This window comes from Corynebacterium sp. UBA4397 (assembly GCF_002390965.1).
GTDB classification, from domain to species: Bacteria; Actinomycetota; Actinomycetes; order Mycobacteriales; family Mycobacteriaceae; genus Corynebacterium; species Corynebacterium flavescens.
The window spans coordinates 39,545-55,736 of the sequence record NZ_DGRD01000001.1 but is presented as its reverse complement, the minus strand read 5'-3'; the positions used below and the strand labels follow the sequence as shown (position 1 = coordinate 55,736).

The window sequence follows — 16,192 nt, the reverse complement described above, 5'->3', positions numbered from 1 at the left end:
TTCTTTCCGTTACTTCTTGAGGACAGCTCCCAGAATGGTGCCCAAGTTTCCGAGATGCTCTACCTCGGAGGCGAGGTAGTCGGGCCCGCCGGTGCGGCCGATGACGATAACTAGGCCGGTATCGCCCAAAGGCGCGGCTGCGAGCGCGGAGTCGAGCAGGGACCAGCGCTCAGGAACCCAGGACTCAACGTCGGCGCTGAGAGTGCGTGCCGTATCGACCTGGATGTCAGCCGGTACCGTGCCATCATCCTCAGGAGCGGCGATAGAGGAGGCCACGCGGTGGATGGGCTCGTTGTTGTCTATGACGATTGCCCAGCTAGAGGTCAACGCCTTCGGTATGGCCGCTACTAATTCCTCCATAGCTGCTTGCACGCTATAAGCCTTGGCGGCGACCTTGGCTAAAAGATGTATCTGGCCACGCCTGTCCACGCGGCCACTAAAGGGGCGAATCGAGTCGACCTTTACGCCTTCCACCGTTGACGCGGCGGTGATAAGGGCATCCGCCATCGTGGTAGCTGGAAGCTCGACCACGATATCGTCCATGACGGTGCCGTCCGGAAAAGTCTCCACTATATCGACGGATTGGATATTTCCTTCTAATTCTCCAATAGCCTCGGCTAGATTACCGAGGCTGCCAGGCGAATCGGGCAAAAGGACACGAATCAGAAATGACATATGAGGGTTAACTTTCTTTGTAGGAATAGTTTGGCCCATGTTACCTGTGCCGGATTAAAGGCCTCAACCAATCGCGGGCAGGGGCCGGGCGCAGACAGGGTAGTAAGAGTGCAGTAACATGGTCCGGTAGCAATTGACATGGTATGCGTCGCCGCCGGGTTTTCCGTGACGGCGCCACTGTAATGCAGAGAACAAAGGATGGAGTACGCGTGTCTGAGATTTCGCGTGATGAGGTCGCCCACCTCGCCAAGCTATCGCGCCTGGCGTTGAGCGAGGAGGAATTGGCGCAGTTCGCCAAGCAGATCGATGAGATTGTTGGGGCCGTCTCGGCCGTCCGCAACGTTGACGCTGAAGGCGTGGAGCCCATGAGCCACCCGCATTCAATTCAAGCGCCTATGCGCGAGGACAAGATCGTCCGCACGCTAAACGCGGAGCAGGCTTTGGATCAAGCACCCGCCGTCCAAGATGGTCGTTTCGCGGTGTCGCAGATCCTGGGAGGAGAATAAAATGTCTAGTTGTCTAGCCCCGTCCGAAGGACTGCTTTCTTATACCGCAGCCGAGCTTGCGGAAAAGATTCACTCGCGCGAGCTGACCTCCCGCGAGGTTACCCAGGCTTTCCTAGACCGTATCGCGGAGACTGACGGCGAACTCAATGCCTTCCTCCACGTCGGGGCCGAGGAAGCTTTAGCCACCGCTGATGCCGTAGATAGCGCACTCGACGCGGGGGAGGCCCCTGCTTCTGCACTGGCCGGCGTCCCGCTGGCCCTCAAGGACTTGCTGGTCACCGTCGATGCTCCTACTACTGCAGCATCCAAGATGTTGGAGGGCTATCGCTCTCCTTATGACGCAACCGTGACAAAGAAGCTGCGCGCGGCAGGCATCCCCATTTTGGGCAAGACCAACTTGGACGAGTTCGCCATGGGCTCATCGAGTGAGAACTCGGCTTTTGGCGCGGTGCACAACCCTTATGACACCACCCGTACGCCTGGTGGCTCCGGTGGTGGCACGGCTGCAGCGCTGGCCGCTGGCCAGGCTCCTTTGGGAATAGGCACCGATACTGGTGGATCTATCCGCCAGCCGGCCGCGCTGACGAATACGGTCGGTGTTAAGCCCACGTATGGCACGGTATCCCGTTATGGCCTCATCGCTGCAGCATCTTCCCTGGATCAGGCGGGCCCCTGCGCGCGTACCGTACTCGATACCGCCCTTTTGCACGAGGTTATTGCTGGACACGATGCTTTCGACGCAACCTCCGTCGACAAGCCCGTGGCTCCCGTAGTTGCCGCGGCGCGCGAGGGCGCGAACGGAGACCTCAGCGGCGTCAAAATTGGTCTCATCAAGCAATTCGAGCGTGATGGTTGGCAGCCCGGCGTCATGGAGGCCTACCACGCCGCGGTTGAGCAGCTGGTTTCCCAAGGCGCGGAGACCGTAGAGGTTGATTGCCCGCACTTCGACGCGGCGCTGTCGGCCTACTACCTCATCATGCCTTGTGAGGTCTCCTCCAACCTTGCCCGCTTCGACGGCATGCGTTATGGCCTGCGCGCGGGCGATGATGGAACCCACTCTGCGGAACAGGTTATGTCGCTCTCTCGCGCCCAAGGCTTCGGCTCCGAGGTCAAGCGGCGCATCATGCTGGGCACCTATGCACTTTCTGTGGGTTATTACGATGCCTACTATCTGCAGGCACAGCGTGTGCGTACTTTGATTTCGCGTGACTTTGCGCGCGCCTTCGACAAGGTCGATGTCCTCGTTTCCCCGACCACCCCGACCACAGCCTTCAAGCTGGGGGACAAGGTCGAGGACCCGATGGAGATGTACAACTTCGACCTGTGCACCCTGCCGCTGAACCTTGCCGGTCTGTGCGGTATGTCGGTTCCCTCGGGTCTGGCCTCTGACACTGGCCTGCCCACCGGTCTGCAAATCATGGCTCCGGCCTTTGCGGACGATCGCCTCTACAAGGTCGGCGCGGCCTATGAGTCTGGACGCAAGTAGACTGGCGTAAATAGCCCATCGCCCCCAGCAAGGAGTCGCCGTGAATAATAATCCAGGACAGACCCCGGACATCGATGACTTCTTGCGGGGTTTTAGTGAAGGCTACCAGCAGGGCTTTGCCCAGGGCTTTAGCCAGGGTTTTAGCGCCGGCTTCTCCGCAGAGCAGCCGCGCAATCAAGCCCAGCTCCCGCACATGCCGTCAGTTCCCGCTTCTTTGCCTGTTTCCTCTGCCATGGGATTCAAAGGTGTCGAGGCCACCGTGGTGTCTAAGGAAGTTCTTTCTCCCAGCATGGTGCGCCTGCACGTTTCGGCGCCCTCTTTGCGCGGAACGCGCCTAGCGCACACAGATTCTCGCATCAAGATTGTGTTGGCTCCGCCGGGGGCGCAGTACACGTGGCCTTTCGATCGATCTGAGCTCAAACGGACGCAGCCAAAGCATCTTATGCCGGTGTCTCGTACCTATACCGTGCGGAGTCTCGATGCGGAGACAGGTGAGATGGATATCGATTTCTTCATTCACGGTACGGCCGGGGTGGCTGGTCCGTGGGCGAGCAACGTCGAGCCCGGTGAGAAGTTTGGGTTCTATGGTCCGAAGGGAAAGTGGCGCCCCGATCCTTATGTACAGCGCTGCGTATTTGTTGGGGATGAGTCGGCCGCACCGGCCATTGCAGCAGGCCTCGAGGCACTGCCGGAGAAAGTAGCGGCAACGGTGTTCCTTGAAGTGGAGCGCCCCGGTCATGAGCTTTCCCTCCCGCCCAACGCACAGGTGCATTGGGTTTATCGGGAGGATCGGCGGCCGGGGATGGCACTGGCGGACGCCGCGGTGCGTTACACGCCGAGCGAATCCTCCTGCCAGTGGTTCGTGCGTGGCGAGTCACGCATGGCCCGCCTCCTGCGGGAGGAATTGCTTAAAGTACGGCGCCTAGACAAGAAACAGGTCTCCTGCGCCGGATACTGGAAGTCCAAGTAATCTAAGTACCCCTTCAATCGCTACGCTAAGAGCGCGTAGGTTGAGGGGTACATCGAGGGGTGGGAGATTTACTTGGAGTCGGAGAGCGCGTAAGCGGCACCGGCTGCGGCTGCAGTAACTGTGAGCACGGAGGGCCATGCGCCTATCTTCTTTGCGAGCGGGTGGGAGGCTCCAAATCCGCCTAGGTAAAGAGAGCTGAGGGCGGCAGTGGTGGCAACGTTGGTCTTGGCCACCCAAGAGCGCCCGGCCCACACGCCGGCTGCTGCGAGAATGACGCCGCCCAGTGGCCGGATTCCGGTTTCCTTTGCTGTGACCCAGCCGCCGATTAGGCCCAAGGCAACGGTGGTGGCGGTGGATACTTCTTGTGGTTTCTTAATGCTGATCATTGACATGGAACCCGATTGTAGGCTCAAAGCCGGCTTGGTGGACTAAGCGGTGGACGCAGTAGCTAGACTTCCACGCATGACCGTGTTGCCTCCCGTGCCCCCGAATGCCCTGCCCTCGCAACGCGATGCCTGGAAGGCTATGTTTGCCCTCTCTGTCGGCTTCTTTGTCTCTTTGTTGGACCAGACGATGGTGGCGGTGGCGCTTAGTGGCATCCAGCATGACTTGGGTGCGAGCATCAACCAAGTCATGTGGGTATCGGCCGTCTATCTGCTCGCGGTGGTGGTTCCGCTGTTGTTTACGGGGCGGCTCGGAGATATCTATGGCCAGCGGACCGGGTTCCGCATCGGCATCACGCTCTTTGGCATTGGCGCTGTGGCCTGTGCGCTCGCCCCTAACATTGAGTTCCTCATCGTGGCTCGAGTGGTCCAAGGGCTCGGAGCCTCTATTCAGATGCCGCAGACGATGTCCGTTATCAACCGAGTATTTGCCCGCGAAAGGCGCGGACGTGCTTTGGGCGTCTGGGGAATTGTGGGCTCTGTCGCTACGCTGACGGGCCCGTTGTTAGGCGGTTTCCTCGTCAGTGCATTTGGCTGGCAGTCCGTATTTTGGGTTCATGTACCTTTCGCCTTTTTGGCCGTCGTGTTGGTCACTGTGTGGGTTCCCGCCTTGCCCACCACGGCACGGCAAGTAGATTACGTCTCGGTCGGGGTTTCGCTTTTGGCTCTTGGAGCCTTGGTGTTTGGAATTCAACAGGGCCCTGAGGTGGGCTGGACGTGGAAGATTTGGCTGCTGCTGGCGGCAGGTGCAGTCTTTGTGGGCTTGTTTGTCTGGTTACAATCGACGGCGCCTCGACGCGGCACTCAGGCTCTAGTTCCGCTTCAGCTTTTTGGGGATCGCAATTACTCTGCGGGCTCTATAGCCATCGTCGCGATGGGATTCATGGCGGCATCAATGATGCTGCCGCTGATGTTTTGGCTTCAGGACTTTAAGGGCTTGAATGCGGGAGAGGCTGGCGCTTTGGTAGCGCCCATGGCTGTGGTCTCCATGGTTCTCTCTCCTGCCGCAGGCGCGCTGGCGGATAAGCTTGCGCCGCGAATCCTTGCTATCTCCGGGTTCAGCACCCTCATCGTGGCTCTGGCTGCTGCCGCATTCATCATGGGCGCGGATCTTTCTGCATTATGGTTGCTTATCCCGGTGGTTCTGCTGGGAGTCGGCCAATCCTTCGTGTGGGGGAGTAATGCTGCGACGACGATGCGTGATGTCCCGCCGCGCTTAATGGGAGCTGCTTCTGGTGTTTATAACACCTCCCGCCAGCTCGGTTCGGTCCTAGGCGTGGCCGTGGCATCGGCGGCGATGCAGATGGCGCAGGGCGCCTTGGGGCTCGTGCACGCGGTGTTTGTCATCGTCGTTGCGCTGCTAGGAGGCCTTGTTGCCTCGCTCTTCTTCCGCGACACTCTGCATAGCAACACGTAGCGAGGTAAGTTGGAGGGCATGCGCCTTGCTGTACTTACCTCCGGCGGCGATTGCCCCGGACTCAATGCCGTTATCCGCGCGGTCGTTCGCACCGCTTCCAACGAGTTCGGTGACACCGTCGTCGGTTATGAGGATGGATGGGTCGGTCTTATGGAGGACCGCCGTCGCGACCTTTATGATGATGCCGAGATTGACCGCATCCTCCTACGCGGTGGCACGATCTTGGGCACTGGCCGTCTTCACCCAGATAAGTTCAAGGCCGGCCTCGATCAGATTAAGGCCAACTTGGCGGACGCCAAGGTTGATGCGCTTGTTGCCATCGGTGGAGAAGGCACCCTGAAGGGAGCGAAGTGGCTCTCCGATAACGGCATTCCGGTGGTTGGTGTGCCTAAGACCATTGATAATGACGTTAATGCCACGGATTACACTTTCGGTTTTGATACTGCGGTCTCCGTAGCCACTGATGCTATCGACCGCCTACACACCACCGCGGAATCTCATAACCGCATCCTCATCGTGGAGGTTATGGGCCGCCACGTCGGATGGATCGCGCTGCACGCTGGTATGGCAGGGGGAGCGCACTATACCGTCATCCCCGAGGAGCCATTTGATATCGCCGAGATCTGCAAGGCCATGGAACGCCGCTTTCAAATGGGAGAGAAGTACGGCATCATCTGCGTAGCCGAGGGTGCCATGCCCAAGGAAGGCACCATGGACTACTCGGAAGGTGGCGTCGACCAGTTCGGGCATCAGACTTTCAGTGGAATCGGCCACGTCATCGCGAATGAGATCAAGGGTCGCACCGGCTATGACGTGCGCACCACCGTCCTTGGGCACATCCAGCGCGGAGGTACGCCAACCGCCTATGACCGCGTTTTGGCCACCCGTTACGGCGTACACGCCGCTCGCGCCGCGCACGATAATCGCTCCGGCATGTGCGTGGCTTTGCACGGCGAGAATATTGAGCTTGTGCCACTCGAGGAAGCAGTAGGCGAGCTCAAGGTCGTTCCTCATCGCCGCTATGCTACAGCCCGCGCACTCTTTGGCTAGATTTCCGCAGTTCAAGCCCAGGATATGTTCAGCGCTGGAATCTCCGCGTTGACAAACCAGCCCGTCTCCGAAATGGAGGCGGGTTTCTCGTTTTCTGAGAAGGCTAGGGTGTCACCATCCTTAAAGGAGGCGCCTTGCAGTACGTGGTCGGCGATATTGACCAGCCGATAATAAAGCTCAGTGGGGTCCGCGTGTGAATCAGCAATCTCCAGCTCGGGGTGTCCGGCGCTGGTCAGTCCGTAGGTAAAGGCATGCAGGCCATCCTTGTCTGGAAAGACCCATACAGTCGCCGCGGACATGGATAATACATCGCGAGAGATGGCCTCGAAGAAAGGCTCGGGAAACACCGTGGTATTTGCGTTCATCAGGTGCACGGCCCGCGCCTGGGAAGCACGTAGTAATGCCGTAGTGGCCCTGAGCAATAACCGAATCTGGTGCAAGCGGGGTTCACGGAACTGCTGCGCCTTATCAAAGATATCGCCACCTTCCACCACACCGATGAGAATATGTGCGCCAACGTCATTCAAGTCGTGGGGATTGCCGCTGAGCACAGGGTGAAAAGAATACTCTGCCTGCGCGCTAGGCTTCGCCGCGATACCACGCACGGCAAGGTGCACATCCTCGAACTCGTAGCCTTGTTCGAGTTTATGCAGACCCGTCCCAAACTCAGCGCTCAGCAAAGTGCTGAGCTCCTCCGAGGTAGGCAACGATGAGAAGAGGACGGAGTTGAGCAAGGGGGCTTCGACAAGCGGGGCAGCAACGGAATGGGGCGTAGTCATGACTGCCAGCCTAGGGCGTGTGAACACCTGCGGCATAGCGAGGTATTAAGATGGCACGCATGACTGCTGCGATGTATGACCTCATGGACTTTGATGAAGTCCTCGAAACCTTTGATCCGGTGATGGGCCTGGAGGTCCACGTCGAGCTCAATACCCAGACCAAGATGTTCTCCTCCTCGGCGACGAACTTCTCTGCAGCCCCCAACTCCAACGTTGATCCAGTCTCGCTGGGCCTGCCCGGCGCGCTGCCTGTGGTCAACGCCAAGGGCGTAGAGGGCGCCATCAAGATTGGCCTGGCGCTCAATTGCTCGATTGCGAAGTCCTCGCGTTTCGCACGTAAGAACTACTTTTACCCAGATCAGCCCAAGAACTACCAGATCTCGCAGTATGACGAGCCCATTGCCTACAACGGATACCTGGATGTTGTTCTCGAGGATGGAACGAAGTGGCGCGTGGAGATCGAGCGTGCACACATGGAAGAAGATACTGGCAAGCTCACCCACCTCGGTGGCGTCGGCGGACGTATCGAAGGCGCAACCACCTCCCTGGTGGATTTCAACCGCGCCGGGATTCCCCTCATCGAGATTGTTACCAAGCCCATCATCGGTGCGGGTGCCCGTGCCCCGGAGGTGGCGAAAGCCTACGTGGGGGCCTTGCGTGAGCTGGTAGCAGCACTCGGTGTGTCCGATGCCCGTATGGATCAGGGATCGATGCGCGTTGACTCGAACCTTTCCCTGCGCCCCATCGGCCAAGAGGAGTTTGGCACGAGGACGGAGACGAAGAACATTAACTCTTTGCGCTCGGTTGAGCAGGCCGTGCGCTTTGAAATGCAGCGCCAGGCCCGCGTCTTGGAGGATGGCGGCAGCATCGAGCAAGAGACTCGTCATTATCAAGAGACCAATGGAACCACCTCCAAGGGTCGTCCGAAGGAAACGGCGGATGATTACCGCTACTTCAACGATCCGGACTTGCCGCCGGTTATCGCCCCGCGCGAGTGGGTCGAGGAAATTCGCCAGACCCTACCGGAGATGCCGTGGATTCGCCGCGCGCGCATCCAGCAGGAGTGGGACATCAAGGATGAGGAGATGCGTGACCTTGTCAACGCCGGCGCGCTTGACCTCATCATTGCCACGGTCGAGGCAGGCGCGCAGCCCTCTGAGGCGCGTTCCTGGTGGGTATCCTACCTAGCCGGCAAGGCCAACGAGGCCGGTGTCGAGTTGGTTGCTCTGCCTATTACCCCGCAGCAGGTGGTACGCGTCATCGGGCTCATCAAGGAGGGCAAGCTCACCACCAAGCTGGCGCGCAAGGCTGTTGACGGCGTGCTCGCTGGCGAGGGTGACATCGATGAGGTGGTAAAGGCGCGCGGCTTGGAGGTCGTTCGTGATGACGGTGCTATCGAAAAGGCCGTCGATGAGGCCCTGGCTGCTAATCCCGACATCGTGGAGAAGTACCGCGCCGGAAACAAGAAGGTAACAGGTGCAATCGTGGGAGCCGTGATGAAGGCTACCCGCGGCAAGGCGGACCCCGCGCAGGTCAACAAGCTCATCGCGGCAAAGTTGAACTAAGCCAGGTACCATGGTCGACCATGGGAATTAAGACTAAAGCACTACAGAAAACCGCCCCGCAGGAGCCCTTCCGCGTGGTGGAGATCGAAAGGCGTGACCTGCGCGCCGATGATGTCCTCATCGACATCAAAGCCGCAGGCATCTGCCACTCTGATATCCACACCATCCGCAACGAGTGGGGCGAGGCTCACTTCCCACTGACCGTCGGACACGAGATCGCCGGAGTTGTCTCAGCAGTAGGCGATGAAGTGACCAAGTTCCAGGTGGGTGACCGCGTGGGCGTGGGCTGCATGGTCAACTCCTGTGGCGAATGCGAGCAGTGCCTCCAAGGCATGGAGCAAGACTGCCTGCGGGGTAATGTGGGCACCTACAACAGCACTGATGTTGATAGCACCATCACGCAAGGAGGCTACGCGCAGAAGATCGTGGTCAACGAGCATTTCGTCCTGAACATTCCGGAAGGAATCGACCTCGATGAGGCAGCGCCGCTGCTCTGCGCCGGAATCACCACCTATTCTCCGCTCGCGCGCTGGAACGTTCAGGCGGGGCAGAAGGTGGCCATCGTCGGTCTCGGCGGGCTCGGGCACATGGGCGTGCAGATCGCTGCGGCCAAGGGCGCAGAGGTCACTGTCATTTCGCGCAGCCGCCGCAAGGAAGAGGACGCGAAGAAGCTGGGAGCGGTACGCACGCTGGCTACGGGGGAGGACCCGGACTTCTTCAAGAACCACCGCGGTGAGTTCGATTTCATCCTTTCAACCATCTCTGCGCATTACGATCTCGATGCCTATCTTGGTTTGCTTAAGCCGCGCGGCACGATGTCTATTGTTGGACTGCCTCCGGAGGCACTCGCTGTCCGGGCTGGCAGCCTCATCGGCGGCGGTAAGGTGCTTACGGGCAATAACATCGGCAGCATCACAGAGACCCAGCAGATGCTCGATTTCTGCGCCGAGCATGGATTCGGGGCTGTCATCGAGAAGATAGACATCAATGAGGTGGATGACGCCTATGACCGTGTTGTTGCTGGTGATGTACGGTTCCGCTTCGTTATTGACACGGAGACCTTCTAGGGGCTCTGTGCCAAAAGCCGCATTGTGTCAGTCGCTGCATTGAGCTGCGTTAGTGCAATAGAAGCTTGAGGGTCAAGGCGACCATCATGAAGCCGACGGCGATATTGAGCATGCGCCAGACCTGTGGCCGCGAGAGCACGTGGGAGTAGCGGGTGGCGGCATAGCCGATGAAGGGAAACCACGTGAAGCTGGCGGTGATGGCGCCGGCGGCAAAGATCCAGCGTCCGGACTCGCCATATTGATTGGCCATGCTGCCCATCATCACTACGGTATCGACATATGCCGCGGGGTTCAGCCACGTCAGGGCGAGTGCAGTGAGCAGGGGCTTGAGCCACGGGCGGGTGGCGGTGCGACGCTTAGTCTTGACGCGAGTGAGTAGCGTGCCGCTGCGCGCGCTGCCGTCGAAGGAGTCTACTTCCTCCACGCTAGCCGGAGCGGATTGCTCGAGGGTAGTCGTGGACTCGCGCCGGCGCAGCCCATCGCGGAAGCAGGTATAGGCAAAGTAGCTCAGGTAGGCCGCACCCAGGTACTTCATAATGGTCAAGAGCTCGGGGTGGCGGTCTACTAGGTAGCCCACGCCTGCGGTGCCGGAGAAGATCAAGATGACGTCTGACAAGGCACAGACAGCCAGGATGAGGGTGACGTACTCTCTCCTGATTCCCTGCTTAATAATCATGGCGTTCTGGGGACCAATGGCCACGATGAGGGAGAGACCCATTATAAAACCGGCGAGCAAAATCATCATGCGCCTAGTGTGCCTTCGGGCTTATATGAAGTCCAGTTAAACTCTCTTAATATGGTTTAGAATAGCTTCATGAACCCTATTCACCTGGAAACTTTGCTCACCATCGTCGAGGAAGGCAGCTTCGAGGTGGCCGCCGCGGTGCTTGGTATCTCGCCTTCGGCAGTAAGCCAAAGGATTAAATCGCTGGAGGCCGCCACGGGGCGAGTTCTTCTGCGGCGCACCAACCCCGTCACCGCCACGGATGCGGGGGAGATTATTGTTCAGGCGGCGCGACGCATGGCGCTGCTGCAGGCGGAGACGGACGTGGCGCTGGGGCGTCGCCTAGCGCGCGTGCCTTTGTCGGTGGCCATCAACTCGGACTCTTTGGCCACGTGGTTTCGCGGGGTCATCGATGAGACTGCGCGGCGGGGGGAGGCGGCGCTGCGCATCCGGATCGAGGACGAGGCCCGCACACTGGCCCTGCTGCGGCGCGGGGACGTGCTCGGCGCCGTCACGCGCGAGCACACGCCGGTGTCCGGGTGTGAATCCAGCTTCATCGGTACCATGCGCTATCACGCGGTGGCCTGCCCGCGGCTGGCCCGGGAGTTTGCGGCGGGGGAGATAACCTGGGAAACTATGCCGCTCGTGGGCTACGGGCCCAATGATCAGACGGTCAACGATGCCATGCGAGAGCGCTTTATCGATTCTCACGTGGTGCGCGCGCGGGTGTCACAGATCCCCTCATCGGAGGGATACCTGGAGTCGGTACGCTGCGGGCTAGGGTGGGGGCTTATCTCTAAGTTGCAGGCGCGCGAACTACTCAAGGCGGGGCAGTTGGTACTTCTTGACGACAAGCCGCTCGACATCGACCTCTACTGGCAACGTTGGCGCCTGGAATCGGAAGTACTCGAAGCCCTGACCCGGGACGTGCTGGATGCGGCTAGGGCTTTGGCACCATCGAAGCTTGGAAAGGCTCGGGATTCTTAACTTCTTCTCCCGCAGGTACCGGGCCAGGCAGGGTAGTGCCTTTAGCGAAGGGCTGTCCGCCGAAGCGCTCGCGGCCGTGAGCCTCCATGAGCCAAGACATGTCCGGGCCCACGGGGACAATCTGGGTGGGGTTAATTTCCTTGTGGACGATGTAATAGTGCTCTTTGATTTCCGTGAAATCGGTAGTATCGCCGAAGCCCGGGAGCTGGAAGAGCTCCTGGAGATAACCGCGTAGATTCGGCATCTCGGCGATCTTGGTGCGCGAGCACTTGAAGTGCCCGTAGTAGACGGGATCGAAGCGAATGAGGGTGGCATAGAGCCGGATGTCGGACTCGGTGATGTGCTCCCCGACCAGGTAGCGCTGTTTGCCTAGGTGCTGCTCGGCCCAATCAAGCGCCTCCCAGAGCTGGGCATAGGCCTTCTCGTAGGCCTCTTGGGAACCGGCAAAACCACAGCGGTAGACACCATTGTTGATGGAGCGAAAAACGTAGTCATTGACTTTGTCTATCTCTGCGGCATGCTCGGCCGGGTAGAGATCCGGTGCGCCCGCACGGTGGAAAGGGGTCCAGGCGGTGATGAAGTCACGCACCAGCGAGTTGTAATCGTTGGTGACCACGCGCACGGTGGACTCCTCCACGAGCGCGGGAACAGTAATGCCACGCGGGTAGTCGGGGAAGCGGTTGAAGTAGGTCTCCTGCAGCCGGGCAATGCCGAGAACCGGGTCAATATTTCCCGGATCGACGTTGAATGCCCAGGAGCGAACATCGTGCGTGGGGCCAGCCAGTCCCAATGAAATGGCGCCCTCCAATCCCATGAGGCGGCGGGTAATCACCGCGCGGTGCGCCCAAGGGCACGCACGCGCGGCAATGAGACGGTAACGACCTGCCTCCATGGGCCACAAGAAGGTGCCGTCACTTTGCTTAGTGGGCTCCGAGACTGTGGGGGAAATGCGATCTTCTATGTAGTTGGTATCGCGGACGAACTCCCCGTCCGGGGAGGCGTTGTGGGCATCCTCTGTCCAGTCGGCATCTTTGTGTGTACTCATGATCTTCTTCTCCATTCGCGGTGCTAGTGGTGGCCCCTGGCCCCGGCTAGGAAGGCTGGAGGCGTTAATTGTATATGTGTCAACAACTTCTTAAGGCCATGGTAGCGCCGCTTCCGATCCGGCGCAATGGTCTGGTCTAGGCCGAGGGAGGAGGCAGAAAGTCAGTGCCACGCCGTCGCGTCTGCGCCGAACGCGCCGGCAGCTGCCCTAAGTTGGAGACATGAGCGATAAGAACACCCCCGATAAAGCTACTGACCTTAATGAGGACGTTGACGTTCCCACTTATTCACCCTCTGCGCGCAAGGCCGCCCCAGAGCCTGCTCCTGCACCTGCTGATAAGGAGCCCCCCAAGCCAGCTGCGGATTCTGGTCCAGCAGGCAGTAAGACGGAAGCTATTCGCCCCCCGGTCTCCAAGGAGCAGCCCAAGAAGGATGTCTTTTCCTGGGCGGGCCGCGCCGCTCCCCAAAAGATAGAACCGGTGGCCAGCGAGCCCACCGAGATTATGCCTGCGTCTGCCGCGCAGCCGGAGGCTGCACAACAAGACGCAGAGCCTGCGCAATCTGCTGAGCCTGCGGAGACGGAGGTGCTCTCTGTATCGAAGGACGAGCCCGCTGCGGCTTATCATGACGAGGACTTCGCCCCGGCCGCCGCTTCGGAGACTGCTTCGCCGCAGGCACATCCCGAGACTCTTCTTGCGCCGGCGGCGATGCCTACTCCCTCCCAGGAGGATGACATTCAGGATGCGGCAGCTGGCGAGGAAGAGACTGCCACTGAGTCTGCGGAAGGCTATCGCGCCTATGGCCGCCGTGGAACTCTAGACTTCGGGCTCTTCGTTGCTCGTATTGCGCTGAGCGCCTACCTTATCGTCGCGGGGCTGGGAACCTTCTTTGGGCTGGGCGGCAATGAGGGGCTAAGTGGGCTGGAGGCGGAGTATGCCGGCTACGCCATGCCCGCTGTGCTCGCCATCGTTGTACCGACCTTGCAGCTGGTGGCCGGCGCGTTCTTACTCTTTGGCTTGGTATTCCCCTTCGCGGCGGCGGTGGGTGTGGTTGTCACCGCCTTTGGCCTATTGCATACCGTGGCCTTTGCGGGCGCCGGCTTCGATGTGTTTGCCTGGCCGGCGCAGGTCTGGCTCGCTCTTATCCTCGTGCTACTCGCCGTGGCGCTGCAGTTCAGCGGGCCTGGGTTTGTCTCCCTCGACTTCAAGCGCAGCTGGGCGCGCCGCCCCCTGGCATCTTCCTGGATCTGGGTCGTCGTTGCGGTGGCCGCAGCAGCCGCACTGTGGTGGTTTGGGGCGGGAGTGAACCCACTGTCCTAGCCTGTGCTTCCTCATACTTTCCGGATTGGAAACTGTTATAGTAGCCCTAAAGGAAAGCAAACGCGTGGGTATGTAAGTGCCGCGCTTAAGGGCGAGAAAGGAGACCCGTCATGGATGGCAGGGACGGCATGGATGACAGAGGTGAAGGTCAGGAAGTCCCCAAAGAAGTCCACAAGGACGTCGCAAGGAAGTCTCTAGAATTTCAAGAACAAGTCACTGCTCAGTCTCGCAGTGGCTCCCGCTTTCGGTGGCTCCTTAATCTCGCCATTGCGCTCGCTGTGCCTGGGTTCTTTCTCATCTTGACACAGGGCCCACAGTGGCCGGCATGGAGTGGACTGCTTATCTTGGCTGTGGTTTATATTGCAAGCACCGTGGGATTGGCGTCCGCACGCCCGAAGGTGCGTAGCTCCTACCGGCAGGCACCGGAAACCCAGGTTAAGCCGGATAAACAGTATCTCATCGCCATAGCAATCATCCTCTTGCCCGGCAGCTTTTTCATTCTTCTCTCCTCCCGCCTGCCTTGGGCTCTCCTCCTGGCAGTGTGCTGGGCCATAGCCATCTTTTGGGTGCTGCAGACCCGCATGCTTGATGTCAACGCGCGGAGCTAGATCATGGGGGAGATAGATTCGGTCATCTACCCGCTGCCGCGCTTTAAAATCTGCGCCGTCCTCAAGGCGCGGGGCGCGGTGGAAAAGTCTCTGCGGCGCGAGATGAAGTTCTCCGCGCTGAGGAAAGAGTTGGGGGTTAGTGATCCCACCCTTTCCAAGCACTTGGGCGTGCTGGAAAAAGCGGGCTACGTCGACCGTTTCCGCGAGTACGGTGCCACCCGCGCCAAGGACACAGTGTGGGTGACTCTCAATGCTCGGGGGCTCGCGGCCTTTGACTCTCACATAGCCGCGCTGCGGGAGCTCGCGGGGGAGGAGCTGTGAGCGGTGGCTGGAACAGTGCGTAGGCAGATTGCGTAAAGCGCTACCGAAATGAGCGCCAGCCAAACAAAGTCATCGACGAGGAACTTCTGATAGAAGGGCATGGCAAAGACATTGATGGCATCACCGAACCACCACTTAGGCGGGACGGTGACGAGCATGGCGAGCCACGCCACCAATACTGTCAGCAGGGAGCCCGCGACCCACGTGTGATGGCGCCACGTCCACGCCCGGTAGATGAATACAGGCACGACAAGGCTGAGCCATACCCAGTGGTGCGACCACGACACCGGTGAGATGAGCAGCATGACGAGTGCGGTGATGAGCTGGGCGTCGACAAGCATGGAGCGCTTGAGAAGCGCGAGGATGAGCGCCGAGCCGCAGACAATCACCACGAGGGAAAGAACTAGCCACGTCACGTTCAACAGCGTTGATTGTGCTTCCATCGACTCCGCAGAGGAGAAGAGGCGCTGCAAAGCACCCTTGATGGAACTGTTGGATTGGTATTCTGTGGCTACACCCACGTTGGAACCGGAACCCAAAGCGAAGAGCTTGGTGGAGAAGAACTCCACGAAGGCCTGCCAGCGAAAGAGCCCAGCCACCACAGTGGCCACAACGGCGCTGGCTAAAGCCGTGAAGATGGGCCGAGCCTCCTTGCGCAACAGGAAGTAGAGCAAGATGGCCAGCGGGGTGATCTTGATGGCAGCGGCAAGGCCGATAAGTATTCCTTGGGGCAGCCAGCGCCTGCGCGGAACAAGGTCAAGGACAACGAGTGCCATGACAACGATGTTGATCTGCGCGAAATCATTGTTGAGCCGAATGGGCTCTATGGCCATGTCGAGGGCCCACACGCAGGCCGCCACCGGCCACAGCAGATCGCGCTTTGGCAGGATGGCCTGGAATACGAAGTAGAGGCAGACCAGCACGAGGATATTGGATAGGACAATCATGATGTTGCCCGCCATATCGTTGTCGATCCACCCAAAGGCCGTGAGCGGCACCATGACAAAGGCCCCGAAGGGTGGGTAGATGAAGGGCAGGGCGACATCGCCCGCCATCATCGGCTCTGAGTAGACGGAGCGTCCCTCCAGATAGGCCTTGACGCCCTCGCGGTAGATAACCATGTCAATGGGGAAGTCCGTGACGCGAGTGTGGAGCCACGTGCCAATGACACCGACGATGAGGCCAAACGCCGCGAGCGTGTGGCGAAGAATCGAGTGTGCGGGTTTCATCG

The 16,192-nt window shown here is 59.7% G+C and carries 17 protein-coding genes; 11 read left to right on the top strand and 6 right to left on the bottom strand.

Features of this window, described 5'->3' with window-relative positions:
• Positions 1-9: 9 nt before the first annotated feature.
• Complete coding sequence (locus tag B2696_RS00255) at positions 10-675, bottom strand: amino acid-binding ACT domain protein (RefSeq protein ID WP_286953146.1); 666 nt, start codon at positions 673-675, stop codon at positions 10-12.
• Positions 676-884: 209 nt separating this feature from the next.
• Here B2696_RS00255 and gatC point away from each other — a divergent pair, with 209 nt between their 5' ends.
• The 3 genes from gatC to B2696_RS00240 are packed head-to-tail and all read left to right on the top strand — an operon-like array spanning position 885 to position 3,637.
• Entirely contained in the window at positions 885-1,181 is a 297-nt protein-coding gene (gene gatC / locus B2696_RS00250; RefSeq protein ID WP_075729653.1) for an Asp-tRNA(Asn)/Glu-tRNA(Gln) amidotransferase subunit GatC, read from the top strand.
• 1 nt (position 1,182) lies between these two features.
• Positions 1,183-2,667 carry an Asp-tRNA(Asn)/Glu-tRNA(Gln) amidotransferase subunit GatA gene (gene gatA / locus B2696_RS00245; RefSeq protein WP_075729654.1) on the top strand — a complete coding sequence of 495 codons (1,485 nt, stop codon included), beginning with the start codon at positions 1,183-1,185 and terminating at the stop codon, positions 2,665-2,667.
• A gap of 40 nt (positions 2,668-2,707) precedes the next feature.
• Positions 2,708-3,637 carry a siderophore-interacting protein gene (locus B2696_RS00240; RefSeq protein WP_286953143.1) on the top strand — a complete coding sequence of 310 codons (930 nt, stop codon included), beginning with the start codon at positions 2,708-2,710 and terminating at the stop codon, positions 3,635-3,637.
• Between the two features lie 68 nt (positions 3,638-3,705).
• Here B2696_RS00240 and B2696_RS00235 read toward each other — a convergent pair whose 3' ends face one another.
• Entirely contained in the window at positions 3,706-4,029 is a 324-nt protein-coding gene (locus B2696_RS00235) for a hypothetical protein (protein WP_276623433.1), read from the bottom strand.
• Between the two features lie 70 nt (positions 4,030-4,099).
• Between B2696_RS00235 and B2696_RS00230 the strand changes: the two genes are divergently transcribed.
• Positions 4,100-5,497: a DHA2 family efflux MFS transporter permease subunit gene (locus B2696_RS00230; protein WP_286953140.1), complete on the top strand. Its 1,398-nt coding sequence runs from the start codon at positions 4,100-4,102 to the stop codon at positions 5,495-5,497.
• A gap of 18 nt (positions 5,498-5,515) precedes the next feature.
• On the top strand, positions 5,516-6,547 hold the full coding sequence (locus B2696_RS00225) for an ATP-dependent 6-phosphofructokinase (protein WP_075729658.1): 1,032 nt from the start codon (positions 5,516-5,518) through the stop codon (positions 6,545-6,547).
• A gap of 11 nt (positions 6,548-6,558) precedes the next feature.
• On the opposite strand, the gene B2696_RS00220 is transcribed toward B2696_RS00225, so the two are convergent.
• Positions 6,559-7,326 (bottom strand): DUF4261 domain-containing protein, encoded by a 768-nt coding sequence (locus B2696_RS00220; protein ID WP_276623430.1) that lies wholly within the window; start codon positions 7,324-7,326, stop codon positions 6,559-6,561.
• Positions 7,327-7,385: 59 nt separating this feature from the next.
• Here B2696_RS00220 and gatB point away from each other — a divergent pair, with 59 nt between their 5' ends.
• Positions 7,386-8,891: an Asp-tRNA(Asn)/Glu-tRNA(Gln) amidotransferase subunit GatB gene (gene gatB / locus B2696_RS00215; RefSeq protein ID WP_286953374.1), complete on the top strand. Its 1,506-nt coding sequence runs from the start codon at positions 7,386-7,388 to the stop codon at positions 8,889-8,891.
• A 20-nt stretch (positions 8,892-8,911) separates the two neighbouring features.
• On the top strand, positions 8,912-9,958 hold the full coding sequence (locus B2696_RS00210; protein WP_286953136.1) for an NAD(P)-dependent alcohol dehydrogenase: 1,047 nt from the start codon (positions 8,912-8,914) through the stop codon (positions 9,956-9,958).
• A 49-nt stretch (positions 9,959-10,007) separates the two neighbouring features.
• Here B2696_RS00210 and B2696_RS00205 read toward each other — a convergent pair whose 3' ends face one another.
• On the bottom strand, positions 10,008-10,703 hold the full coding sequence (locus B2696_RS00205) for a LysE/ArgO family amino acid transporter (RefSeq protein ID WP_286953135.1): 696 nt from the start codon (positions 10,701-10,703) through the stop codon (positions 10,008-10,010).
• A gap of 69 nt (positions 10,704-10,772) precedes the next feature.
• Between B2696_RS00205 and B2696_RS00200 the strand changes: the two genes are divergently transcribed.
• Positions 10,773-11,669: a LysR family transcriptional regulator ArgP gene (locus B2696_RS00200; RefSeq protein ID WP_286953133.1), complete on the top strand. Its 897-nt coding sequence runs from the start codon at positions 10,773-10,775 to the stop codon at positions 11,667-11,669.
• Here the strand turns inward: B2696_RS00200 and B2696_RS00195 are convergent.
• Positions 11,623-12,714 (bottom strand): glutathione S-transferase family protein, encoded by a 1,092-nt coding sequence (locus B2696_RS00195; protein WP_286953132.1) that lies wholly within the window; start codon positions 12,712-12,714, stop codon positions 11,623-11,625. The genes B2696_RS00200 and B2696_RS00195 overlap by 47 nt on opposite strands.
• Positions 12,715-12,934: 220 nt before the next feature.
• On the opposite strand from B2696_RS00195, the gene B2696_RS00190 reads away from it, so the two are divergent.
• From B2696_RS00190 to B2696_RS00180, 3 genes are all read left to right on the top strand, one after another.
• On the top strand, positions 12,935-14,032 hold the full coding sequence (locus tag B2696_RS00190; protein WP_286953131.1) for a DoxX family protein: 1,098 nt from the start codon (positions 12,935-12,937) through the stop codon (positions 14,030-14,032).
• A gap of 110 nt (positions 14,033-14,142) precedes the next feature.
• Positions 14,143-14,640 carry a hypothetical protein gene (locus B2696_RS00185; RefSeq protein WP_286953130.1) on the top strand — a complete coding sequence of 166 codons (498 nt, stop codon included), beginning with the start codon at positions 14,143-14,145 and terminating at the stop codon, positions 14,638-14,640.
• Positions 14,641-14,643: 3 nt separating this feature from the next.
• Positions 14,644-14,961 carry a transcriptional regulator gene (locus B2696_RS00180; protein WP_075729667.1) on the top strand — a complete coding sequence of 106 codons (318 nt, stop codon included), beginning with the start codon at positions 14,644-14,646 and terminating at the stop codon, positions 14,959-14,961.
• On the opposite strand, the gene B2696_RS00175 is transcribed toward B2696_RS00180, so the two are convergent.
• Positions 14,919-16,190, bottom strand: a complete 1,272-nt coding sequence (locus B2696_RS00175; protein WP_286953129.1) for a glycosyltransferase 87 family protein — start codon at positions 16,188-16,190, stop codon at positions 14,919-14,921. The genes B2696_RS00180 and B2696_RS00175 overlap by 43 nt on opposite strands.
• Positions 16,191-16,192 lie beyond the last annotated feature (2 nt).